The 23,440-nt window shown below is 75.2% G+C and carries 18 protein-coding genes and 1 tRNA gene; 6 read left to right on the forward strand and 13 right to left on the reverse strand.

Going from position 1 to position 23,440, the window contains the following annotated elements; translation table 11 throughout:
* Positions 1-2: 2 nt before the first annotated feature.
* Complete coding sequence (locus tag ACI79Z_RS14700) at positions 3-1,322, reverse strand: M20/M25/M40 family metallo-hydrolase (protein ID WP_456903032.1); 1,320 nt, start codon at positions 1,320-1,322, stop codon at positions 3-5.
* A 119-nt stretch (positions 1,323-1,441) separates the two neighbouring features.
* On the opposite strand from ACI79Z_RS14700, the gene ACI79Z_RS14705 reads away from it, so the two are divergent.
* Positions 1,442-1,526, forward strand: a tRNA-Leu gene (locus ACI79Z_RS14705).
* Positions 1,527-2,295: 769 nt separating this feature from the next.
* A complete protein-coding gene (locus ACI79Z_RS14710) occupies positions 2,296-3,066 on the forward strand; it encodes a transglycosylase domain-containing protein (RefSeq protein ID WP_456903033.1) in 771 nt (256 codons plus the stop codon).
* 592 nt (positions 3,067-3,658) lie between these two features.
* On the opposite strand, the gene nhaA is transcribed toward ACI79Z_RS14710, so the two are convergent.
* The 5 genes from nhaA to ACI79Z_RS14735 form a co-directional block, all read right to left on the reverse strand.
* Positions 3,659-4,975, reverse strand: coding sequence for a Na+/H+ antiporter NhaA (nhaA, locus tag ACI79Z_RS14715; protein ID WP_456903034.1), 1,317 nt, complete (start codon positions 4,973-4,975; stop codon positions 3,659-3,661).
* Between the two features lie 206 nt (positions 4,976-5,181).
* Entirely contained in the window at positions 5,182-5,769 is a 588-nt protein-coding gene (locus ACI79Z_RS14720) for a hypothetical protein (protein WP_456903035.1), read from the reverse strand.
* Positions 5,770-5,870: 101 nt separating this feature from the next.
* Positions 5,871-6,164: a GlsB/YeaQ/YmgE family stress response membrane protein gene (locus ACI79Z_RS14725; protein ID WP_456903036.1), complete on the reverse strand. Its 294-nt coding sequence runs from the start codon at positions 6,162-6,164 to the stop codon at positions 5,871-5,873.
* Between the two features lie 570 nt (positions 6,165-6,734).
* Positions 6,735-7,973, reverse strand: coding sequence for a PucR family transcriptional regulator (locus ACI79Z_RS14730; protein ID WP_456903037.1), 1,239 nt, complete (start codon positions 7,971-7,973; stop codon positions 6,735-6,737).
* 1,112 nt (positions 7,974-9,085) lie between these two features.
* The gene (locus tag ACI79Z_RS14735; protein ID WP_387989536.1) at positions 9,086-9,361 is read right to left on the reverse strand and encodes a hypothetical protein; all 276 of its coding nucleotides are present in this window, start codon (positions 9,359-9,361) and stop codon (positions 9,086-9,088) included.
* 26 nt (positions 9,362-9,387) lie between these two features.
* Between ACI79Z_RS14735 and ACI79Z_RS14740 the strand changes: the two genes are divergently transcribed.
* Positions 9,388-10,095 (forward strand): response regulator, encoded by a 708-nt coding sequence (locus tag ACI79Z_RS14740; protein WP_387989534.1) that lies wholly within the window; start codon positions 9,388-9,390, stop codon positions 10,093-10,095.
* 129 nt (positions 10,096-10,224) lie between these two features.
* On the opposite strand, the gene ACI79Z_RS14745 is transcribed toward ACI79Z_RS14740, so the two are convergent.
* Entirely contained in the window at positions 10,225-10,503 is a 279-nt protein-coding gene (locus ACI79Z_RS14745; protein ID WP_456903047.1) for a hemerythrin domain-containing protein, read from the reverse strand.
* A gap of 441 nt (positions 10,504-10,944) precedes the next feature.
* Between ACI79Z_RS14745 and ACI79Z_RS14750 the strand changes: the two genes are divergently transcribed.
* A complete protein-coding gene (locus ACI79Z_RS14750; protein WP_456903038.1) occupies positions 10,945-11,745 on the forward strand; it encodes a hypothetical protein in 801 nt (266 codons plus the stop codon).
* Between the two features lie 54 nt (positions 11,746-11,799).
* On the opposite strand, the gene ACI79Z_RS14755 is transcribed toward ACI79Z_RS14750, so the two are convergent.
* The 3 genes from ACI79Z_RS14755 to ACI79Z_RS14765 form a co-directional block, all read right to left on the reverse strand.
* Positions 11,800-14,037, reverse strand: coding sequence for an MMPL family transporter (locus ACI79Z_RS14755; RefSeq protein ID WP_456903039.1), 2,238 nt, complete (start codon positions 14,035-14,037; stop codon positions 11,800-11,802).
* Between the two features lie 142 nt (positions 14,038-14,179).
* Positions 14,180-14,863: a response regulator gene (locus ACI79Z_RS14760; RefSeq protein WP_456903040.1), complete on the reverse strand. Its 684-nt coding sequence runs from the start codon at positions 14,861-14,863 to the stop codon at positions 14,180-14,182.
* Positions 14,860-16,101: a sensor histidine kinase gene (locus ACI79Z_RS14765; RefSeq protein ID WP_456903041.1), complete on the reverse strand. Its 1,242-nt coding sequence runs from the start codon at positions 16,099-16,101 to the stop codon at positions 14,860-14,862. The genes ACI79Z_RS14760 and ACI79Z_RS14765 overlap by 4 nt, the downstream gene beginning before the upstream one ends.
* A 278-nt stretch (positions 16,102-16,379) precedes the next feature.
* Between ACI79Z_RS14765 and ACI79Z_RS14770 the strand changes: the two genes are divergently transcribed.
* Together ACI79Z_RS14770 and ACI79Z_RS14775 are read left to right on the forward strand one after the other, a co-directional pair.
* Entirely contained in the window at positions 16,380-17,294 is a 915-nt protein-coding gene (locus tag ACI79Z_RS14770; RefSeq protein WP_456903042.1) for an ABC transporter ATP-binding protein, read from the forward strand.
* Complete coding sequence (locus ACI79Z_RS14775; RefSeq protein WP_456903043.1) at positions 17,291-18,004, forward strand: hypothetical protein; 714 nt, start codon at positions 17,291-17,293, stop codon at positions 18,002-18,004. The genes ACI79Z_RS14770 and ACI79Z_RS14775 overlap by 4 nt, the downstream gene beginning before the upstream one ends.
* A gap of 582 nt (positions 18,005-18,586) precedes the next feature.
* On the opposite strand, the gene ACI79Z_RS14780 is transcribed toward ACI79Z_RS14775, so the two are convergent.
* From ACI79Z_RS14780 to ACI79Z_RS14790, 3 genes are all read right to left on the reverse strand, one after another.
* Positions 18,587-19,240 (reverse strand): GNAT family N-acetyltransferase, encoded by a 654-nt coding sequence (locus tag ACI79Z_RS14780; RefSeq protein ID WP_456903044.1) that lies wholly within the window; start codon positions 19,238-19,240, stop codon positions 18,587-18,589.
* Positions 19,241-19,459: 219 nt separating this feature from the next.
* The gene (locus tag ACI79Z_RS14785; protein ID WP_456903045.1) at positions 19,460-22,732 is read right to left on the reverse strand and encodes a heavy metal translocating P-type ATPase; all 3,273 of its coding nucleotides are present in this window, start codon (positions 22,730-22,732) and stop codon (positions 19,460-19,462) included.
* A gap of 119 nt (positions 22,733-22,851) precedes the next feature.
* Positions 22,852-23,352, reverse strand: coding sequence for an N-acetyltransferase family protein (locus ACI79Z_RS14790; protein ID WP_456903046.1), 501 nt, complete (start codon positions 23,350-23,352; stop codon positions 22,852-22,854).
* Positions 23,353-23,440 lie beyond the last annotated feature (88 nt).

Below are 23,440 nucleotides of genomic sequence, written 5' to 3' on the forward strand. Positions count from 1 at the left end.
GCTCAGACGCCGCGCAGGAAGCGGTCGAGCACCCGGACGCCGAAGCGCAGCGACTCCACCGGCACCCGCTCGTCGATGCCGTGGAACAGCGAGGCGAAGTCGAGGTCGGCGGGCAGCCGCAGCGGCGAGAAGCCGAAGCAGCGCATGCCCAGGCGCTCGAAGCTCTTGGCGTCGGTGCCGCCGCTCATCGTGAACGGCACCGGCCGCGCACCGTCGTCCTCGGCCTTCAGCGCCTCGACCATCATGTCGACCAGCGGGCCGTCGAACGTCGTCTCCACGGCCTGGTCGTGGACGATCCACTCGCGCTGGACCCCCTCACCGACCAGGGAGGCGAGCTGGCGCTCGAACTCCTCCTCCTGGCCGTGCAGGAAGCGGCCGTCGACGGTGGCGCTCGCCGTCCCGGGGATGACGTTGGTCTTGTAGCCGGCGTCGAGCATCGTGGGGTTGGCGGTGTTGCGCAGCGCCGCGCCGATCATCCGGCTGATGCTGCCCAGCCGGGCCAGCGCCTCCTCCGGCTCGTCCGGGTCGATCTCGATGCCGTAGGCCTCCTCGACCGCGGCGAGGAACTGGCGCATCGGCGGGGTGAGCACGGTGGGCAGCCGGGTCGAGCCCAGCCGGGCGACGGCCTGGCACAGCCGGGTGACGGCGTTGTCGTCGTGGACGAACGAGCCGTGCCCGGGCCGGCCGCCGGCGGTCAGGCGCATCCACGCGAGGCCCTTCTCCGCCGTCTGGACGAGGTAGAGGCGCAGGTCGTCGCGGACGGTGATGGAGAAGCCGCCGACCTCGCTGATCGCCTCGGAGCAGTCGGCGAACAGGTCCGGGTGCTCGTCGACCAGCCAGCGCGCGCCGAGCCTGCCGCCGGCCTCCTCGTCGGCGATGAAGGCGAGGACGACGTCGCGCGGTGGCTGCACGCCGGTGCGGGCCCACTCGCGCACCAGCGCCAGGACCATCGCGTCCATGTCCTTCATGTCGACCGCGCCGCGGCCCCACACGTAGCCGTCGCGCTCCTCGCCGGAGAACGGGTGCACGCTCCACTCGGCGGGGTCCGCGGGGACGACGTCGAGGTGCCCGTGCACCAGCAGGGCGGGGCGGCTGCGGTCGGCGCCGGGGACGCGGGCGACGAGGCTGGCCCGCCCGCGCTCGGACTCCAGGACCTGGGAGGCGATGCCGACCTCGTCCAGCTTGCCGGCGACCCACTCGGCGGCCGTCCGCTCGCCGGCGCTGGTGGCGGTGTCGCCGGTGTTGGTCGTGTCGATCCGGATCAGCTCGCCGAGCAGCTCGGCGACCTCGGCCTGGGCCTGGACGGGACCTCGGTTCTCCACCCCGGCGACACTACGGGCCCGCCCCGGCCTCCGACGGGCACGGACGACCGGGCGATGCGACACGGCGGGGTACCCGTGCCGGGCGGCGGAGTGCGTCGGGTAGTCTTGGCCCCGCACTCGTCCGGGTGGCGGAATGGCAGACGCGCTAGCTTGAGGTGCTAGTGCCCTTTATCGGGCGTGGGGGTTCAAGTCCCCCCTCGGACACAGCACCGCCCCGGTGTTCCTGCAGGTCAGGAGCCCGGGGCGTCTCCGTGTTGGGGCCTGGGATGCCCCCGTGGCGGGCCGCTGCCCGGTCCGCCGTCGAGCAGTGCGGCACCTGGGTCCGCGCACTCCGCGCTACCGCACCACCGGGAACCGACGGTCGACAGGTGGGACCGTGGAGCGCGCCCGTGCCCGCCCGCAGCAGTGAGACCACGACGGGCGGGACGACGGGACACTCCGGGACCGACATGTCGGACGCCGACGTGGCGTGGAGCCCGGACCGGAGGCGGACCGCCGACACGGGCAGCCAGTTCGACCGAGGCGGCCGGGAACGGGCGCCTGCGCGCGCTCACCCGTCGGACGATCGGCTCGCCGCTGATCCCCGGTAACCTGGGGATCCGGTCAGCGGGTCACAGGAGGACGACACCTCATGCCCTTCGCGCCGCGCCGCCGTCACCCGCCGGCTGACGTGCCGGACGAGCAGCAGCGGACCGACCGGGAGTCCTCCCGGCGCACGTCGCGGCCGGTGGCCGACGACCCGCTCGCGCGGTACGGCGATCCGTGGCCAGGACCTCCGCCGTCCGACCCGTGGGCTGCGCCCCCTCCTCGGTCCCGACCGTGGCCGCCGCAACCGCCGCCCGGTCCGGGGACCACGCCTCCGCACCAGCGCCGTCGGCCGGGCACCCGGCCGGCAGCGGACGAGGTCCCACCCCGGGAGGACCCGAAGCGCGAACGGCGTCGTCGCCTGCGCCGCCGCACCGCCCGCATCCTGGTGATCGCCTTCCTGCTCCAGGCGCTGGTCCTGGTGTCACTGCGCTGGATCGACCCGCCGACGACGGCGTTCATGCTGGCCAACGACCAGGGCGCCGTCCAGCAGTCGGTGCCGGTCGAGCACGTGTCGCGCAACTTCCTCGCCGCCGTCATCGCGCACGAGGACCAGCCGCTCCCCTACCGCGACGGTGCCTTCACCTGGGACGAGCTGTCCGGCCGCGCCGAAGCGCACCTGCGCGGGGAGGAGGACCCGTCCGGGTCGACGATCCCGCAACAGGTGGCCAAGAACCTCTTCCTGAACCAGGAGATGAGCGCCTGGCGCAAGGCCGTCGAGGCCGGCCTGTCGATGGAGCTGGCGCTGGTCCTCGACGACCGCCGCATGCTCGAGCTGTACGTCAACCACGCCCAGCTCGGTCCGCAGGTCTACGGCATCTGCTCGGCCAGCTGGTACTACTTCGACACCCCTCCGTCCACGCTGTCCGTCGATCAGGCCGTCCAGCTGGTCGGGCTCCTGCCGTCTCCGGGACACGTCCAGCGAGCGCCCGGCGGCGGGCTCGACTTCGACGTGGACGACGGCCTCGGCTGGCTGTCGCGCTCGCACGTCGTCAACGCGCAGAACCGGGTGCCGCGGCACATCGCCGAGGAGGGCTTCCAGCCGGTCGAGGACGCCGGCGTCGAGGGGCTCGCCCAGGACCAGCCGGACACCGACGACGACTGCTCGCAGATGCCCGAAGACGTCGCCGAGCTCATCGCCGCGGAAGGCAGTCGGTAAGACCCCGTCCCGGCAACGGTCCCTCCCCCGCCGTGGCGTGGACCGCCACCTCGTCGATCCACGCTGCCCGCCGTCGTCCGGATCCCGTGCGCCGCCCGGCCGTGTCGGAGCTCGCCCGCGGGCCGGCACGCGCGACGCCGTACCGCTGGTCCGGCCCGGCGGGCACCGCCTCACCGCACGGCAGCTGCCGTCCGGTGAGGCCGGCTTCCCCGGAGGAGCGACGTCCAGCCCATCCAGGCTCGGCGCTCCCTCCGGCCGGACGAGGACGGAGGTCGCCGGCCCGGAGCAGCGCAACCGCACTCCCCGGCCGGCGTGCGCAGGCACGGAGCGTCTCACTGCGGGACCCTCGGACCGTCCGTGCCCGACGTGCCGGAAGGACTGCCCCGTGGGCGGCCGAGGAGGCGGCAACCGAGCGATCCGCGTGGTCGCCGCCCGTCTGCCAGTGCGCTCTGGCCCATCCCGGTCATGGGCGTCCTGCTGGCGGTCGGTTGCGGCATCGGGCGTGGCGGCAGCTGCCGTACGCGGGTCCAGCGCCGGTGTCGGTCGGGGCGGACGTCGTCGCCGAGCCCCACGGCGTCGCCGCGGGGCGGGCTCATCCTCGCCGGCCGGCCTGGTGGACGTCCGGGACACCGTCGGCGTCCACGTCCCGCGTCTCGGCCTCGGCGATGCGCCGGTAGCGGCGGTCGCGCAGCCGGAGCAGCACGGTGGCCAGCAGCGCCGCGAGCAGGGTGCCGGCCAGCACGCCCACCTTGACGTGCTCGTCGCGGAGCGTGTCGGCGCCGAAGGCCAGCTCGCCGATCAGCAGCGAGACGGTGAACCCGATGCCGGCCAGCAGCGACAGCCCGACGACGTCGGGCCAGCCGAGGTCGCGGTCGAGCTCGGCGCGGGTGAACCGGGCGACCAGCCAGGTGGCCCCGGTGATGCCGACCACCTTGCCGACGACCAGGCCGACGACGATGCCGACCGCGACGCTGTCGGTGAGCGCCGCGCCCAGCCCGGACAGCCCGCCGACGGTGACCCCGGCGGAGAAGAACGCGAACACCGGCACGGCGACGCCGGCCGAGAGCGGGCGGAACCGGTGCTCGAAGTGCTCGGCCAACCCGGGGCCGGCATCCGGTCCGCCGGCGGCCTGGCTGCGCACCACCGGCACGGTGAACGCCAGCAGCACGCCGGCGACGGTGGCGTGCACCCCGGACTCGTGCACCAGCACCCAGGTCACGACGGCCAGCGGCAACAGCAGCCACCACGAGCGGATCCGCTTCTGCACCAGGACTCCGAAGACGGTCAGCGGGATCAGGGCCAGCAGCAGCGGCGCGACCGCCAGCGCGGAGGTGTAGAAGATCGCGATGATCGTGATCGCCAGCAGGTCGTCGACGACGGCGAGGGTGAGCAGGAAGGTGCGCAGCGCCGCGGGCAGGTGCGTGCTGATCACGGCGAGGACGGCGAGCGCGAAGGCGATGTCGGTGGCGGTCGGGATCGCCCACCCGGCCAGCGCCCCGCCGCCGGCGCCGGCGTTGATCGCCCAGTACAGCAGCGCCGGCACGGCCATGCCGCCGAGCGCGGCGGCGACCGGCAGCGCGGCCCGGCGCGGGTCGCGCAGGTCGCCGGCGACGAACTCGCGCTTGAGCTCCAGCCCGGCGACGAAGAAGAAGACCGCCAGCAGCCCGTCGGCGGCCCAGGTGCCCAACGTGAGGTCCAGGTGCAGGGCGGCCGGGCCGACCCGGGTGTCGCGCAGCGTCTCGTAGGCCGCCGACCAGGGGCTGTTGGCCCAGGCCAGAGCGAGGACGGCGCCGCTGATGAGCAGGATGCCGCCGACGGTCTCCTTGCGCAGGATGCCGGCGATGCGGCGGGTCTCGGGCCACGAGCCGCGGTCGAAGAGCCGGAACGAGGTGGGGGCAGGGGCGGACACGAGATCAACTCCGAAGAGGCGGTGGGGTCGGCGGCGAGCTCGCCGACCGGACTTCCCGGCACACCTGCCCTCGGAGGTACCGGGCCAGGCCGTCCGGGCCTGGGTCGGCTCGGCCGGTCAGGGCCCGGCGGGCGCAGCGGTGGCATCCCGCCACCGCCGGCACCCGGCGGTGAGCCGGAGCGCGGGGACCCGACCGGTCCGGGCCCTCACGGGGCGGTGTCCCGGTCGCCGCTCAGGTACTGCTCGGGAGCGTCGTCGTCGCCGGTTCGCAGCCACCGGGCCACTCCCGCCGGATCCCGGCGCGTCATCTCCTCGAGCAGGACGGTGCGCACCAGGAGGCCCCGGGCCCGGCGGTCCGGGTCCGCGGCCGTCCGGACGAGTTCGCCGGTCGACCGCCATTCCCGCACCAGCACCGAGGTCGGCAGGGCACGCAGGAGCCGCTGCAGCTCCTCGACGTCCACCTCCGCCTCGTCGTCCCGGCCGGCGGAGCCGAGGGACCGGGTGATCCAGGCCTCGGCCAGGAGGCAGCTCAGGAACAGCAGGACGAGCCCGGCGACCGTTCCGGCGTCGCCCAGCTGCGCCAGGCCGGCGAGGCACGGCACGACGAGGGATGCTCCCGCTCCGGCGAGGACCGCTCTGCGCTTGGCCGACGGGGCCTTCGGAAAGGCCGGGTCCATGAGGCCGACCAGGCCGGCCACGAGGAGCCCGAAGGCCGGCGTCACCGCCAGGACGACGTAGGCAGGTGTGCTCAGCGCCCCGACGAGCGCGCAGCAGACCGCTCCCACGAGGAGCACGCCGCGGCAGATCCGGAGGGTCGGGGGCCACAGGGAGCGGGGGAGCCGGCGCGCGGCGCCGCTCCCCGCGCGCGGGACCGAGGACACGCCGGCGCCTGCGGTCACAGCCGGCCGCGGGACGCCCCCGGGGGCATCCGTCGGCGGGCGCCCAGCCGGTTGTGGACGACCAGCACGATCACCGCCCCGATCACCGAGCCGACGAGCCCGGCGGGACCGAAGCCGCGGTCGCGCAGCCCGCCGGTGAGGAGGCCGAGCAGCAGTCCGCCGACGACCGACCCGGCGACCCCCAGCAGGATCGTGGCCGGCCATCCCATCGAGTCCCTGCCGGGCACGATGGCGCGGGCGAGCAGCCCGGCGACCAGCCCGACGACGAGCAACCAGAGCAGTGAGAACACGCCTACCTCCGGTGAGGACGGGGAGTCGGTGAGGCGCTCCGCCGGGCCCCGGCAGGCGGTCGGCGGGCTCGCCCGACCCGGCCGGTTGCCGCCTGCGCGCGCCTGGTGAGGTCGAGCAGGACCTCGTCGACCGCTGGTGAGGTGTCCGTGAGGACCACGTCGGCCGTGAGGACCGGGGTCAGGGCGCGCTGATCGGTCCGGGAGACACCGTGCAGGTCAACCACGATCGGTTGCCCCACCTGCTCGCGCACGTGGTCGAGCACCGCCGCCAGGAGGGCGTGACCGTGGCCCTCCAGGGCGCCGACGACGGACACCACCGGAGGCCGCGGGTCGGTGTCGACGTACACGGTCAGGTCGCCCTCACGTCCGACACCGTCGCCGGTGGGCGGATCGGCGGGCTCGACCTGCGCTGCGAGCGCCGCGTCGCCGGGCGCGGGAGCGTCGGGGATCGGGTACAGGGCAGGTCGGGAGCGCATGGCCAGGAGGCTAGGAACCGGTCCCCTTCACCGGCAGCGCCCGCCTGCGGACGAGTTGGGACCCGCCGATTGCCGGGTCCCGGCAATCGGCGGGTCAGTCGGCGACGAGCGGGCGACGCGGCCAGTCGAGCAGCCGGGCCCCGGTCACGGCGACGTGCAGGGCGAGCCGGTGCTCCGCGTCACCTGCTGTGTGGCCGGTGAGCTCCGCGACCCGCTGCAACCGGTAGGTGACGGCACGGACGCTCAGGTGCAGTCGGCGCGCCGCCTCGGCCGTGTTGCCGCCGCTGGCGAACCAGGCCTCCACCGTGCGGAGCAGCGGCTCCGCTCCGCCCCGCGCGGTCGCCAGCGGGCCCAGGACAGCCTCGACGAGGTCGGCCATCGCGGCCTCGTCGCGGACGAGGACCCGGTAGACGAGCAGGTCACGGGCGTGGGCGACCCGCTGCGGGAGGGACAGGCGCTCGGCCAGGTCGATGGCCTCCAGCGCCTCGCGGTACGAGCGCCGGACCCCTCCCGGGCCCGGGTGGACGCGGCCGACCCCGACCCGCCAGTCGGAGCGGCGGGTCAGCCGGGCCGCGGCCCGACCGACCAGCTCCGCCAGGTCGTACCAGTCCGGCCGCGGAGGGTGGCCACCGGCCCTCGGGGGGAGCGAGAACACGCACACGAGCTGCCCGTCCTTCGCGGCGGTGAGCAGCCCGCGGTCCCCGAAGCGGGAGCGGACGTCGTCGGTCAACCCGCCGGTCAGCTGCATCCCCGAGTCGACCGGCCGGTCGGTGGCCGCGACCGCGACGAAGTGTGGAGCGGTCAGAGTGAGCCCGAACGGTCCGGCACGCTCCACCAGTGATCCGACGTCGGCGTGACCGCTGAGGAGGTCCTCGACGAACTCCCGTCGGAACGCCTCCTCGCGCCGCACCACCTGGCGCTGGGCCTCGACGTACCCAGCGGCCAGTGCTGCCAGAGCGGTGTCCGCGGCCCGCCACACCGCCTCGCCGATGCTGATCAACTCAGGAGGCCGCAGCGGTCTGCGCCGGACCTCCGCCACCAGGTCCGGGAGACGGGGCCACAGGCGCCGGGAGGCCGTCATGTAGATGTCCACGAGGGCCGGCAGCGCCAGACCGGTGGCCGCTGCCTCTCCACCGAGGCGTCGGCACGCCGCCTCCTCGTCCCGGCTCAGCCGACGACCGGTGCACGCCACCGCCCAGAGAGCGGTCAGGTAGCCGTCCAGGAGCGCGGCCGGCATCCCGTGCTCGCCGGCCGACGCGGCGGCGACCTGCGCCACCACGGCGTCCACGGCCCGGGGGTCGGGTCCCGTCCCACCGGAGGCGGTCGTGGTCACGGCCATCAACTCCGGCGGTCGGGGTCGGCTGAGGAACCGCCGACCAGACTTCCCGGCACACCTGGACGAGATGGTACGAAGCCCGGCCACCTCAGCGCGAGACCGCGGCCGACGACCTGGCACGACCACCGGTCATCCGCTCCGCGCTCCGGCGGTCTCGTCCGGGTCGCAGCTCCCCGCGGACCGTTGGGTGACCACGCGCGCAGCCGGGGCAGGCCCGAGCGGCGGGGAGAGTTCGCCGCGCATGACCAACCGCCGACCGCGGCGGCATCCTGCCGGGCAGGCCCCGCTCGTCGTCCCGCTTCCCGTTCCGGCCGGGGTGGACACCACTGCGCACGGGCTGACCGTCGTCCTCGGCGCCTTCGCCACCCACTCCGACCAGCGCGTACACACTGCCACGGCCGACGTCCAGGTCGCCCGAGATCGTCGTCCTCGACGGCGCGTGATCTCGATGTTCCGACCACGGCCGACCACGACCCTGCCGCTGGACCGAGCCCGACCACTTCGCCCCGTCCCGCAACGCGTCTGCCCACCTGGGCTTCGCGTTCGGACCGCACTGGGGCGTCGGCGATCACGTCGCCCCGCTGAGAGCCGAGGCATCGCTCACCGCCCCGGCCGCGCGGGTCGAGACACTGGAACTCGCCGGCCGGACCGTGCGCGACCACGACAACACGCTCGCGCTTGCTTCGGCCCGCGTTCGGCCGGCCCAACGGCACGAGCCTGCGGCTGTCGTCGGACCGGCACTGGGTCCGCGAGTCCGAGCGTGCCGAGCGTCGGACAGCGAGTCCGAGCGTGCCGAGCGTCGGACAGCGCGCACTGACGGCATCTGGTGTCGGGAGCAGGTGCACCCACGTGTGGCTGCACCGCCGTCGGCCTGACAGACGATCTCGTCCGTGCGCCGCGCCGCGTTCCGACGATGACCACGAAGCCGCGCACACCGCGCTCCACTCCCCCGGTGGGAGACGCCGGTGGGACGGCTCGCACTTCGCGGTGCCCGAGCCCCCCTCGGACACAGCACCGCCCCGGTGTTCCGGCAGGTCGAGAGCCCGGGGCGCGTCAGGTTCGGGTCTCCGGGGCCCTCGTGGTGCCCGTTCGACACCCATCGCCCGGTCTCAGCCCTCCAGCAGGGTGGTGAAGCGGTCAGTGGCCTGCCGGCCCATGCCGGGGTGCACGTGCCGGTGGACGGTGAGCGTGACGGTGGCGCTGGCGTGCTCCAGCCGCTCCCGGCCCAGCCGCGCCGGTGACCCCCGGACGGCGGGCAGCGCCTGCGGTCGGCCGGCCCTCGACCGCAGCTCGGGGAGCGCCGGCTCTAGGGTGCCGGCGCGGGTACCGAACTCCCGCGCGGCCGAATAGCGTTCCGGCTGCACGCCGACGACGTCGTGCCGCACCCCTCGACCCCGGGGAGCTGGTTCCGGTGCCGGCAGAGACGGCCGTCGTACGGGTCCTCGTGCTCGACGAGCAGGAGGTGGTCCGCCGCGGCGTGATCCAGGTGCTCGAGGGCGACGCCGGGTTCGCCGTCGTCGCCGAGGCGGCCTCGGTCGACCAGGCGGTGGTCCGCGGCCGGGCCGTGCGCCCGGACGTGGCCGTGATGGGGATGCGCCTGCCCGACGGCACCGGGGCGGAGGCCTGCACCCGGCTGCGCGCGGACGTCCCCGGGGTGCGGTGCCTGGTGCTCAGCCAGTACGCCGACCCGGAGACGGTGGCAGCAGCCGTGCGGGCGGGGGTGTCGGGATACCTGGTCAAGCACGTGCGGGGTCCGGCCCTGCGGGCGGCCGTGCGCCGGGTGGCGGCGGGCGGCACCGTGTTCGCCCCCGAGGTCACCGCGGTGCTCGACGCCGACGGCGGCGCCGGGCGGCCGGATCCGCTGGCCGACCTCACCGAGCGGGAGCGTGCCGTGCTGCAGCTGATCGGGGACGGGCTCACCAACCGCCAGATCGGCAACCGGCTGGGTCTGGCGGAGAAGACGGTGAAGAACTACGTCAGCAACCTGCTGCCCAAACTGGGCCTGCAACGCCGCACCCAGGTCGCCGTCCTGGTCACGCGTCTGCGGAGCCGTCAGGCCGACGGGATCCTGCCGTCCCCCGACGACACGACTCCCTCGCGCATCACACCGAGCGGGTAGTGCCCGACCGGCGGCCCACCCCGGACAGCGGGGCGACGAGCCCGCCGAGCCGTCCGTGCAGGAGCGGACCGGTGGGTCTGTCGTGCCGCGTCCGGGCTCGTCGCCCGGTCCTCTCGGAGGGGAACGGGATCACCCGTTCCTCAGGTGGGCCGTGGTAGACGATGTCGCGTTCCCCCCGTAGGCGAGGTGATAGAGCAGGGTGTCGCTGAGCAGGTCGACGGCGGCGCGCAGTCCGGCTGTGCTGTCGGCGGTGGCGACGAAGGCGACCAGCGCGCGGTCGACGCCCTCGAGGACGTCGTGGATGGCGTGGTGTTCCTGCTCGAGCCGGTCGATGACCGGGGTCAGCCATGGGTCGGCGTCCAGCAGGTGCGGGGACACGGACCGGTCTTCGAAGGTGTGGTGCCCCAGCGGGCACCGTCAGGAGCCCGACGTGGGAGTCGCCACCGGGGCACGACTGACCTGCCCCGAGTGCAGCGTCGTGCTCGATCTCCCGGCCGCCGAGGACCTCGCCCACGACAGCGCCGGCGCCTGCACCACCTGCCAGGGGACCGGGTTCGTCCGCGAGATCGACGCCGCCGCCCTCGTCCCGGACGAGGTCCGGAACAGCTCCCGTCGGACCGGGCGTCCACACCTCCGGCAGCGCCGCCCGCGACGAGGGCACCGGCCGGCCCGTCTCCGCCCAGCGCCTGGAGGGCCCGCACGATCTGGGGACCGGAGCGGCGGGAGAACCGGTCGGGGCGCGGATGCGCGCCGTCGGTGCCGCCCACCACGCGCGGGTCCCGGACGGTGACGCTCCGGCCGACGGTGCGCGGATCCGCAACCGCTCCGGCCGCCCGTAGTCTGGTGGGCGTGGCAGGTTTCGCGCGCTGGCGGCGCTGGGTGCCCGCCCCGCGGACGGACCCCGATCCCCTCCCCACCGCCACTCCGGCCTCCGCCACCGACGTCCTGTACGCGGTCCCCCTGCCCGGCCGGGGCCCCGACCCGGACCGCGTCGACCTGCTCGCCGGGCTGCTGCGCGAGCACCAGAACGTGCTGACGGCCGAGCGGCTCGCGGCCGGCGCCGAGGCCCAGACGTTCTGGCTGCAGCACCTCAACGAGGCGGACGTCCTGCTGGTCCACCTCCGCGCCTGCGACCCGTGGACCGTGGCGCGCCGGCTGGCGCAGCCCACCGACGAGGTGACGGCACGGGTGCACGCCCGCATCACCGCCGCCCTCGGCACGGATCCGTGGGATCCCGGGGACGCCCTCCCCGTGGAGGTGCGCCGGTTCTCCGCCGCCGGCACCGCGGACGGGTTCCCGGAGGTCATGGCCTTCGCCACCGTGATGCTGCCCGGGGTCTCCGCCGGCATCGCCGAGCGCCGCCTGACGATCGACCGGTTCGACGACGTCCGCCACGAGCTCACCGGCTCCCGGCGGGAGGTGCACCTCGTGCAACGCACCCGGATCGGCGAGCTCTACCTCATCTACGTGCGCGGCGAGGTGGCCCGGCTCCTGGAGACCATCCGCACCTCCGACCACCCGCTGCTGCAGGCCGAGCGGGACATGAGCGTCTTCCTCTACGGCATCGACCTCACGCAGCACTCCATGCCGATCCCCTCGCCCCTGCACGCGTGGACCGCACCGGTGCCGCAGGCGCTCCCCCGCTCCTGACCCGACGCACACCGGGGCGCCGTCCGGCCACGGACGGCGCCCCGGCGCGACGGGTCAGTCCCTGCTGAGGGCCAGGGCCTGCTCCTCCTCGGGGTCCCGAGGAGCGGGTACGGAAGCCGGCACCGGGAGCGGGTCGACGTCGTGCCGCAGGGTCGGCAGCCAGCGCAGCCACCGGGGCAGGTACCAGTTCGCGTCCCCGAGCAGCCGCATGACCGCCGGCAGCAGGACCGCGCGGACGACGGTGGCGTCCAGCAGCACCGCGATGGCCAGCCCGAGCCCGATCTGCTTCATGCTGGTCAGCGACAGCGTCACGAAGGTGAGGAAGACGAACACCATGATCACCGCGGCGCTGGTGACCACTCCCGCGGACCTCGTGATGCCCTGGGTGATCGCCTCCCGGGTGTCCGCGCCGCGGTCGTAGCCCTCCCGGACCCGGCTGAGGATGAACACGTGGTAGTCCATCGACAGCCCGAAGAGGATGACGAAGAGGAACAGCGGGATCCAGTTCACGATCCCCCCGGTCCGGTCGAGCCCGATGAGGCCGGCGCCCCAGCCCTCCTCGAACACCAGCACCAGCGCGCCGTAGGCGGCGGCCACGCTGAGCAGGTTGAGCACGATCGCGGTCAGGGCCACGACGACCGACCGGAACGACACCAGCAGCAGCACGAAGGCCAGCAGCAGCACGAACCCGAAGACCCACGGGGTGCGCTCGGCCATGAGCTGGTCGAAGGCCACCGAGTACGCGGTGTTGCCGGAGACGACCACGGTGACGTCGTCGAGCGCGCCGACCGTCGCCGGGACGACGTCCTCGGTCAGGGTGGCGAGGGCGTCGCGGGAGGCCTGTTCCTCGCCGTCGCCGACCAGCGGCACGCTGACGACCGCCACCGTGCCGGCCTCGTTGGTCTCCACCCCGACCGGCTCGTTCATCCGCCCGGTGGCCAGCGCCCGTTCCCGGAGGTCGGCGATCGCCCCCTGCACCTCGGGAGCGGTGACGTCGGCCGCCTCGATGACGACCTCGGCCGGCGCGGGGCCGCCGGGGAAGGCCGCGGTGATCCGGTCGTAGGTCTGCATGACCGCGAGGTCCCGCGGCAGGTCCTCGATGCCCTCGCTGCGCAGGTCCATCGACAACGCCGGCACGGCGAGGGCGACCAGCGCCGCCCCGGCGGTCACCACGGCGACCAGCGGCCGGCGCAGCACCGCCCCGAGCACCAGCGGCCAGAACCGGCCGGGGCCGGCCTCGCGGCGGCGGAGGAACGGCAGGCGTCCCTTCTCCACCCGGTCGCCCAGCCAGCTCATCAGCGCCGGGAGCACGGTCAGCGAGCCGACCACGGACGTGGCGACGACCAGGATCGTGGCCGAGGCCATGCCGGTGAAGACCGAGAAGCCGGTGAGGAACATGCCGGCCATCGCCACCACCACCGTGATGCCGGAGACCAGCACCGACCGTCCGGAGGTGGCCGCGGCGACGTCGAGGGCGTCGAGCGACCCGAGACCCCGCGCGCGTTCCTCGCGTTCGCGCTTGAGGTAGAAGAGCGAGTAGTCCACGCCGACGGCCAGCCCGATGAGCAGCATGACGATCTGTGCGCTCTGGTCGACGTGCCAGATCTGGCTGGTCAGGCTGAGCAGCCCGAGCGCCCCGACGAACGCCGTGAGCGCGAAGACCAGCGGGAGGACCGCGGCCACCAGGGCGCCGAAGGTCAGCAGCAGCACGGCCAGCGTGATCGGGATCGACAGCAGCTCCGCGCGCTGGAAGTCGCCGGCGATGGTCTCGTCGAGCGCCACCCCCGCGCTGGTGCCCCCGAACTGCTCCACCCGGACGTCGTCGTGCTCGGCGGCAACCGCGGCGACCGCGTCCTGGATGGGACCGATCCTCGCGTCGGCGTCCTCGGGGTCGCCCGCGACGTCGAAGGTCACCAGGGCGGACCGGCCGTCGGCGGACACGAGTGGCGCGCCGTCCAGCGGGCTGTGCACGCTCTCCACCGACGGCGTGTGCTGGAGGACCGCGACCAGGTCGGTCAGCGCGGCGGTCGCGGCGGCCTCGGACACGCCGTCCTCCCGCTGCACCAGGACCATCTCCGACGCCGGCTCCTCCCAGCCGTTGTCGTCGAGGATCCGCTGCGCCTGCGCGGGCGCCCCCAGCAGCTCCTCCGCAGGAGTCAGTTCCCCCCGCGGCAGCAGGCCGCCGAGGACCACGGCCAGGACCACGAAGGCCAGCCAGCCGAGCACCGCCGTCTTCCGGTGCCGGGCGCTCCACCGCCCCATCCGGCCGGCGAGGTTGCGCGATACGTCCACTGTCGTCTCCCGGTGATCGAGTTCGACGACAGACCCTGCCGATCCGCGGCCCGGCGCGCGTCGCCCCCGCGGTTGATCACGAAGGGCGTCGCCCTGCCTCCGGAGGTGTACGACCAGCGGGTGACGGCGGTCGGATCGCGTCCTACCCGCCCTGCGAGCCGGCCCTCACCAGGCCGCTCTCGTAGGCGACCACGACGGCCTGTGCGCGGCTGGACAGGTGCAGCTTGGCCATGACGCGGCCGAGGTGGGTCTTGACCGTGGCCTCGCTGACGAACAGCTCGGCGGCGATCTCCTGGTTGCTGCGGCCGGTCCCCACCAGCCGCAGCACGTCGACCTCGCGCTCGGTGAGCTCCCGCAGCTGCCCCCCGGTCGGCCGCGCGGCAGGAGCCGGCTGCCGGGCGAACTCGGCGATCAACTTGCGGGTGATCCCCGGCGAGAGCAGGGCCTCCCCGCGCGCGATGACCCGGACCGCGTCCAGCAGCTCGGCCGGCCGGGTGTCCTTGAGCAGGAACCCGGCGGCGCCGGCGCGCAGCGCCGCGAACACGTAGTCGTCCAGGTCGAAGGTCGTCAGCATCATGATCCGGGGCGGCTCGCCGTCGGCGGCCGGCCAGTTGCCGAGGATGGTCCGGGTGGCCTCGATGCCGTCCATGACAGGCATCCGCACGTCCATCAGGACGACGTCGGGCCGGTGCCGCTGCGCCAGCTCCACCGCCTGCTGCCCGTTCCCGCCCTCGGCGACGACCTCGATGCCGTCGTTGCGCAGCAGCGCGCTGAAGCCGGCGCGCACGAGTTCCTGGTCGTCGACGACGAGCACCCGGATGGTCACGAACCGCTCCCGGAGGTGGTCGCGCTCTCCGCCTCCAGGGGCAGCCGGGCGCGGATCCGGAAGCCCCCGCGGGGCTCGGGCCCCGCGTGCAGCTCGCCGCCGACGGACGTGGCGCGCTCCCGCAGGCCGATCAGCCCGTAGCCACCGCCGGGGGTCCGGCTCCTCCGCCCACCGACCGGGCCGCGTCCGTCGTCGCTGACGTCGATGACCAGGTCGGTGCCCTGCCAGTCGAGGACGACCCGGATCTCCGCCGGGCCCGCGTGCTTGGCGGCGTTGGTCAGCCCCTCCTGCAGGATGCGATAAGCGGCGAGGTCCAGCTGCGGCGACAACGACCGGGCCGTCCCGGTCACCGTCAGCGTCACCACCAGCCCGGTGGCCCGCGCACCGGCGAGGAGCTCCTCGAGCCGGTCCAGACCCGGCTGCGGAGCGCGGTCGGCCGGGGCGGGCACGGTGCCGCCGGACCCCGCCACCGGTCCGTCGTCGACACGGAGGACGCCCAGCAGCTGCCGCATCTCGGTGAGCGTGCGGCGGCTGCTGTCCTCGATGACACCGAGCGCCTTGCGGGCCGTCTCCGGGTCCCGGTCCATCACGTGCCGGCCGACCCCGGCCTGGACGGCGATGACGCTCATGCTGTGCGCCATCACGTCGTGCAGCTCCCGGGCGATGCGCAGCCGCTCCTGGGCCACCGCCTCGCGACCGTGGGCCTCGCGGTTCAGCTCCGCCTCCCTGGCCCGCTCCGCCAGCGCGTCGGCCTGCAGCCGGCGGGTCCGCGCGGCGTCGCCCAGCGACCAGGCCGCGCCGGCCAGCAGCGCGTCCTGGAGCGCCGAGCCCCAGGTGTACTCCGCGCTCCACTGCAGGTACACGACGAGCATCGGCAGGGCCGCGAACAGCACCGCGGGCACGGACAGCCGCCGGGGACACTGAGCTGCCACGCCGTAGAGGGCGACCAGCACCGCGTACCCGGACAGGGAGGGCGGATAGCCCAGCGCGACGAAGCCGACCATCGCCGAGGACGTGAGGACCAGGACGGTCCACGGCACCCACCGACGGGCCAGGACGGGCAGCGTGGCCGCCGCCCCCAGGACCCAGGCGAGTGCGTCGATCGGCCGCTCCCCCACCGCGGCCGTCGGCGCGCCGAGCAGCCGGCCGGCGTGCAGGACGGCCAGGGCGGCGGTGAGGACCCCGTCCACCGCCCAGGGCAGCGCCCGGCGCACACGATCGGGACGTCCTCCGGGCACCCGGCCACTGTAGGAACGCCGGCGGGCGCTCTGCCTGCCCCGCCGGGAGGAGATCGGCGTACGCCGCGGGTCTGACCCGTCGCGGTTCCCCCGGCTGCCCGCGCAGGTGTCCGGGCCGGCGGAGGAGCGAGGGCTACGACCGCCGGGGCAGTCCGAGCGCCCGGCTGCTCCCGTCGGTGACCCCGAGGACCCGACCGCTGGGCGATGCCCCGTCGTCGGCACCGCTCCTAGCGTTCCCGGCCGTTGACGGACGAGCGACGAGCGGGAGGAGCGCTGCGATGGCGGTCATCGAGGTGCGCGGGCTGACGAAGCGGTACGGCGAGCTGACGGCGGTGGAGGACCTCACGTTCACCGCCGAGGCCGGGCGGGTCCTCGGCTTCCTCGGCCCCAACGGCGCGGGGAAGACCACCACGCTGCGCATGCTGATGGGCCTGGTCACGCCGACGTCGGGCCGGGCCACGGTCGACGGTGTGGCCGTCCGTGACCTGCCCGAGCCGGTGCGCACGGTGGGTGCGGTGCTCTCGACGGGGGCCTTCCACCCGCGCCGCACCGGCCGGGGACACCTGCGCGTGCTCGCCGCGATGGCCTCCCTCCCCGCCGAGCGGGTCGACGAGGTCCTGGAGCTGGTCGGACTGACCGACGCCGCCGACCGGCGGGCGAGCGGCTACAGCCTCGGCATGCAGCAGCGCCTCGGTCTGGCCGCGGCCCTGCTCGGCGACCCCCGCGTCCTCGTCCTGGACGAACCGGCCAACGGCCTGGATCCCGACGGCATCCGCTGGCTGCGCGGCTTCCTGCGCCACCTCGCCGCGGAGGGACGCACCGTGCTGGTCTCCAGCCACGTGCTCGCCGAAGTGGAGTCCACCGTCGACGACATCGTCGTCATCCGCTCCGGCCGCCTGGTCGCCCAGGGACCGCTAGCCGACCTGGTGCGGGCTCCGGAGACGGTCGTGACCGTCCGGACACCGCAGGCCGGCCGGCTCGTCCCCCTCCTCGCGACCGCGGGGGCGATGGCCACTTCGCCGGCCGAGGACCGGATCGAGGTCCGCGGTCTCTCCCAGGAGGCGGTGGCCGAGGCAGCGGCCGCAGCCGGGATCCCGCTGTACGCGCTGGGGTCGTCGACGGCGTCCCTCGAGGACCTCTTCTTCTCCCTCGTGTCCGAGCACGGCACCACCCGGACCGGAGACCCCCGATGACCGCTCTCCTGCGCGCCGAGCAGATCCGGCTGCGCACCGTCCCCGCACCGCTGATCGCGGTCGCCGTGGTCCTGACGCTGACCGGCCTGCTGGTCGGCCTCGCCTTCGGGACGGCCCCGCACGACGTGGCCGAGGACCTCGCCGAGGCCGTCCGGATCCCCGGCGTCCTGGCCGCGGTCACCGTGCTCGTGCTCGGCATCCTGGGCGGCTCCAGCGACCACCAGCACCGGACGGCGGAGTCGACCTTCCTCGTCCGCCCGCGGCGCCTCGACGTCTTCGCCGCCCGGCAGGTGACCTACGCGGCCTTCGCCGCCGTCACCGGCGCCCTCACCGGGGTGCTGTCCTGGGTCCTCGCCTCCGCGATCGGCGACGCCCGCGGCCTGCCGGCCGGACCGACCGCCGACGCGGTGGGGCTGGTCGCCGCCCCCGCGCTCGCCGCCCCCCTCGCCGCCGTCCTGGGCGTGAGCGTCGGCTACGCGGCCCGGTCGACCGTCGCCGGGATCGTCGGGCTCATGGTCTGGGCGGTGGTCGGCGAGAACCTCGCCGGCCTCCTCGTCCCGTCCACCTACCTGCCGATGGGCGCCGTCAACGCGACCGTGGGCCTGGCCGGCAGCGGGGACCCGGTCCACGGCGCGATCGCCCTGGCCGCCTACGCGGTGATCGCCACCGTCGTCGCCGGCCGGTTCGTCCTCCCCCGGGACATCCCCTGACCGGCGGGCGCGCCGACGCAGCGACCTCCCCCGGGTCCGCCGTCCGGCGCGCCGGCCCGGAGGACGCCCCGGCGCTGCCGGCACTGCTGGCACTGCTGGCACTGCAGCTCCGCCGGGACCGTCAGTCGCCGTGCATGCTCCTCGAACCGGGAGAACGCGAGGAGTCCCCGGGGCCCCTGGCCGAACGGCTCGCCGGCCACACCGCCGGAGGTTCCTTCGACCTCGGGGCCGCCGTCGGCTCGGACCTCGGGGGCTGACTCCCGTCGACGTCCTCCCTCCCGGCGCGCCGTCCGGCTCCACCCGGCGGGCGGGTCCCACGTCGAGGGACTGCGCCGCCGCGCCCTGGACCGCGGTGGGCAGGCGGTCGACGAGTACTACCGGTCGACGAGTACTACATCGCCCGCCTGCTCGTGAGCTGGTCCCGTCGCCCGCCCGTCCCACGCCCCGCGGGCCTCCCGGCAGGAGCGGGGAGTCACGACCCGCGCGGTGAGCAGGACGAGGTCGAGGACCGGGGCGCCGGCCGGGAAGGCGGCGCTGGTGCGGCGCAGGCGCAGGACGTACCGGGCCGCAGGAGCACGACGTTCACCGGTCCCGTCCGTCCGGGAACCCCACGGATGAGGTCCCCTGGGCAGCGGCAGACGCGCGGGGCGGACGGCGCATCAGCCAGGTGCGCGGACCCCCGTCGGGGAGGTCGACGGCGTCGACCACCGCGAAGCCGAGGCGGCGGTAGAAGCGCACGTTGGGCTCCGCGCTGGTCTCCAGGTGCACCGCCAGTCCCTCGCGGTCGGCCCACGCGAGTCCCGGGGCCAGGGTCGCGGCACCGAGGCCCCGCCCCTGCCGACGCCGCGCGACGCCGAGGCTGGCGAGGGCCACGTGCGGCTCGTCGAGGCGGCGTCCGGCGAGCACCGCCTCGGCCTCGGCCGCGGCCGCTGCCCGGTCCCCCGCCAGCTCGGTGGTCGCCCGACCGACCCGTGCCCACACGTCCGCGGGTACCGCGGTGCCGCGGATCCAGACCGCGACGCTCACGAGCCCGTCCGCCGTCTCGCCGAGGTCGACCCGGCCGAAGGGCACCGCGACGGCGGAGAGATCGAGGCGGAACAGCGTCCTCAGCCGCCCGCCGTGGTCGTCGGCGTCGACCGTCCACCGGGTCCAGGGGTAGTCGGTGAACGCGTCGGCGAGCACCGCGGCGGCGGCCGGGACGTCCTCGGGTGTCGCCGGGCGCACGTGCACGGTCATCCGTTCCTCTCTCGGTGAGCGGGGCCCGTCCGGTCCTCCGGTCCTGCCGTGCGCGCGGTCCGCGGCCGACGCGACGGTACCGACGTCGTCAGCAGCCGGTCCGTCGGCGAGCCGCTGGACCAGCGGCTGGTCGCGCCTGCCGATCACCCGCGACCGGGGGTGCCGCGCCCGAGCCGGGCGGGGCGTCGGGGTGGGCGTGCTCATCGGGTGCTCCTCCGGTCAGCGGGCCTGGACGGTGAACGGGGCGGTGATGACGTCCCCGTCGACGAGGCGGAACTGCGCCCACAGCCGGTAGACCCCGGCGGTGGGGAACTCGGCGTGCACGTCGAGCTCCGGACCGAACGTCTGGCCCGGCAGCGCGAACACCGGCCGGCCGTTCCCGTCGTCCACCTCCGCGTGCTCGTGGGCGAAGGTCTGCCCGTCGGCGCGCATGACCACGACGTGCCCGGCGGCGGCCAGGTAGGGCTGCAGGTCGTCGACCGGCCGGCCGGTCCCCGCGTCGGTGAACGTGAAGTGCAGGTCGCTCACGCCCCCGGCCTCGGCGGTCCCTCCCAGCTCGACCCGCACGCCGTCGACGACGACCGTCCGCGGCCCGGCCGTCAGGGCCACCGGCTCCGGCGCGGTACCGGCCACGGTGAGCACCTGCCGCGAGTGCACGTCGGCCATCTCGCCCTGCCGCCGGAACTCGGTGTCGACGACGTACCGGCCGGCGGTGGGGAACGTGACGTCGACGGCGAGCTGCCCGGGCCGGCCGGTGGGCTGCGGGTGGACGTGGGCGAAGGTGCCCAGGTCCTCGCGGGTGGCGATGAGGTGCATCCACGCCTCGTGGCTGCGGGTGAGGTCCTCGACGGGTTCCCCGGTGCCCGTGTCGACGACGGTGGCCACCAGCCGGGCCGGCTCCCCCGGGCGGACGGCGGCGGGCAGGTCGAGCCGGACGTCGAGCCCGGCGTCGGCGGCCTCGGTCGGCGGCACCTCGGCGGTCATCATCTCGCTCATCGCCGGCCGCATCGGCATGCCGGTGCCCTGCATCCAGGCGAGCGTCCCGTTCATGCCGCGCTCGGCGAAGTCCATCCGGGACACCGCGGTCAGCCCCGCGCCCAGGGCCAGCGCGACGACCGCGATGCCGGTCAGGTAGGCGTACTGGCCGATCCGGGCACGCAGCGGCGGGCGCAGGATCTCCGCGACGGTGGCCGGGCGGCGGAAGCGGCGCAGCCGCAGCGCGTTGGTCACGACGCTGACCGAGCTCATCGCCATCGCGGCGGAGGCCAGCACCGGGTCCAGCAGCAGGCCGTTCCACCAGTACAGGGTGCCGGCGGCGACCGGGATCAGCAGCAGGTTGTAGCCGAACGCCCAGCCGAGGCCCTGCTTCATCGTGGTCACGGTGCGCCGGGACAGCGCGATCGCCGAGACGATGCCGCGCAGGTCGCCGCCGACGAGGGTGACGTCGGAGGCGGCGATCGCGACGTCGGCGCCGGTCCCGATGGCGATGCCCACGTCGGCGGCCGACAGGGCCGCGGCGTCGTTGATGCCGTCGCCGGCCATCGCCACGACGTGGCCCTGCTCCTGCAGCCGGCGCACCTGCGCCGCCTTGTCCGCCGGCAGCACCTCCGCCAGCACGTGCTCGATGCCGACCTGCCCGGCGATCGCGGCCGCGGTGGCGGCGTTGTCACCGGTGAGCATCCACACCTGGACGCCGAGCGCCTGCAGCTGGGCGACCGCCTCGGCCGACTCGGGCCTGACCGTGTCGGCGACCGTGAGCACCGCGGCCGCGGCCCCGTCGACCGCGGCGAACATGGGCGTGCGGCCGGCGGCGGCCTCGCGGGCGGCGGTGGCCTGCAGCGCGGAGACGTCGGTCCCGCGGGCGGCCATCAGGGCGGCGTTGCCCACCAGGACGTGCCGGTCGTCGACGACGGCGTCGATGCCGTGGCCGGGCACGGCGTCGAAGGAGCGCAGCGCCGGCAGGACCAGCCCGCGGTCGGCGGCGGCGGCCAGGACCGCCTCGCCGACCGGGTGCTCGCTGCCGGTCTCCGCGGCGGCCACCAGCGCCAGGACGTCGTCCTCGGCCCACCCGCCGGTGGTGGTGACGCCGGTGAGGGCCGGCCTGCCGCGCGTGATCGTGCCGGTCTTGTCCAGCACGACGGCGGTGACCCGGCGGGCGGTCTCCAGCGCGTCCCCGTTGCCGATCAGGATGCCGAGCTCCGCGGCCCGGCCGGTGCCGACCATGACCGCGGTCGGCGTGGCCAGGCCCAGCGCGCACGGGCAGGCGATGATCAGCACCGCGATCGTCGTGGTGATCGCCATCGTCAGCCGGCCGCTGTCCGGGCCGAACAGCGCCCAGGCGAGGAAGGTGGCCGCGGCCAGGCCGAGCACGATCGGGACGAACCAGGCCGAGACCCGGTCCGCCAGCCGCTGCAGCGGGACCTTCGCGCCCTGCGCGTCCTCCACCAGGCGGACGATCTGCGCCAGCGCGGTGTCGGCACCGACCGCGGTGGCCCGGACGACGACGGTGCCGGTCCGGTTGAGCGTGGCGCCGATCAGCTGGTCGCCGACCGTCTTGTCCACCGGCAGGCTCTCGCCGGTCAGCATGCTCTCGTCGACCGCGGTGGCGCCCTCGGTCACGACGCCGTCGACCGGGACCTTCTCGCCGGGCCGGACCCGCACGAGGTCCCCGACGGCGACCTGCTCGACCGGGACGTCGACCTCGGCGCCGTCGCGCAGCACGCGGGCCGTCCTCGGCGCGAGGCCGACCAGGGCGGTGATCGCCGCGGCGGTCTGCTTCTTCGCCCGGGCCTCCATCCACCGGCCCGCCAGGACCAGGGCGAGGATCACCAGCGACGTCTCGAAGTAGACGTGCAGCGGCAGGCCCCAGCGCTCGGCGGCGGCCGGCCACAGGGTGACGAAGGCGCTGTAGCCGTAGGCGACGCCGGTCCCGAGGGCGACGAGGGTGTTCATGTTCGTCGAGCGGTGGCGGGCGGCGGCCCAGGCGGCGCGGTAGACGTCCCGGCCGGCCCAGAACTGCACGACGGTGGCGACCACGAGGACGGCCGGCATCAGCCAGTCCATCGTGTCCAGGTACAGCGGCACGTACATCAGCACCATCAGGCCCAGGCCGGTGGCGAGGGTGATCTGCCACCGGCGCCTGAGCGCGGTCAGCCGCGTCTCGTCGTCGCCACCTCCGGCCGCCGTCCCGGGACCGGTGCCGGTGTCCTGGTCGGCGGGCGGGGTCTCGCGGCGGGGGGTGGCGGTGTAGCCGGCGCGGGCGACCGCGGCGGTCAGCTCCTCGAGTCCGACCCGTGCCGGGTCGAAGCGGACGGTGGCGACCTCGGTGGCCAGGTTCACCTCCGCGGTCGCCACGCCGTCGACCCGGTTCAGCGCCTTCTCGACCCGGCCGACACAGGAGGCGCAGGTCATGCCGCCGATGTCGAGGGTGCAGCTGGCGCTCGGTCCGGCGGCGGCGGTCTGCCCGGCACTGCCAGGCGCGGTGGTGGTCATCCCGGACTCCTGGGGTCGATCGGGTCGTCGGCTACGGCCCACTGTCGGCGGTGGCGCGCAGGCTCGGACCGGTGGATTCGCCGGGTTCTCCGCCCCGGCGGATCCCCGGACCAGCGGGTTCAACGGCCGGGGACCAGCGCGCCGTACACGGCAGGCGTCCAGGCGGCGAGGATCTTGGGCCGGAGGGTGGCGCCGAGGCGGCGGTAGAACCGCTGGGCGTCGACGTTGTCGACCTCCGCGCCCCACCGGATGAGCAGCTGCTCGGGTGCGGCCAGGGTGGCGAGTGCAGCCATCAGCCGCCGGCCGACGCCGGCGTCGCGGTGTCCGGGCCGGACGTAGAGGTCGTCGAGGTCGAGCACGTCACCGCCCGTCCACAGGTGCAGTCGCCGGATCGCCGAGACGTAGCCGACGGCCGCGCCGTCGCGCTCGGCGAGCAGCACGACCACCTCGGGCCGCTCGAGCAGCCCGTGCCACTGGTCGTCGGGCACGTGCACGGACGCGGCCTGGTCCTCGTGTGCGGCGATCTCGCGGACCATCGCCGCCACCTCGGTGGTGTCGGCCGGGGTGGCCCGGCGGATCACGACCGCGGCGGTGGGGGCGGTCATCGGGGCGTCGGTCATGGCAGCTCCTGGTCGGACGGGCGGTCGGGGGCAGGCGGGGGCGTGAGCGCGGACCGCTCCGGGGCGCCGGCCCGCCCGGTGGCGGGCC

The organism is Geodermatophilus sp. SYSU D00663 (assembly GCF_054050655.1).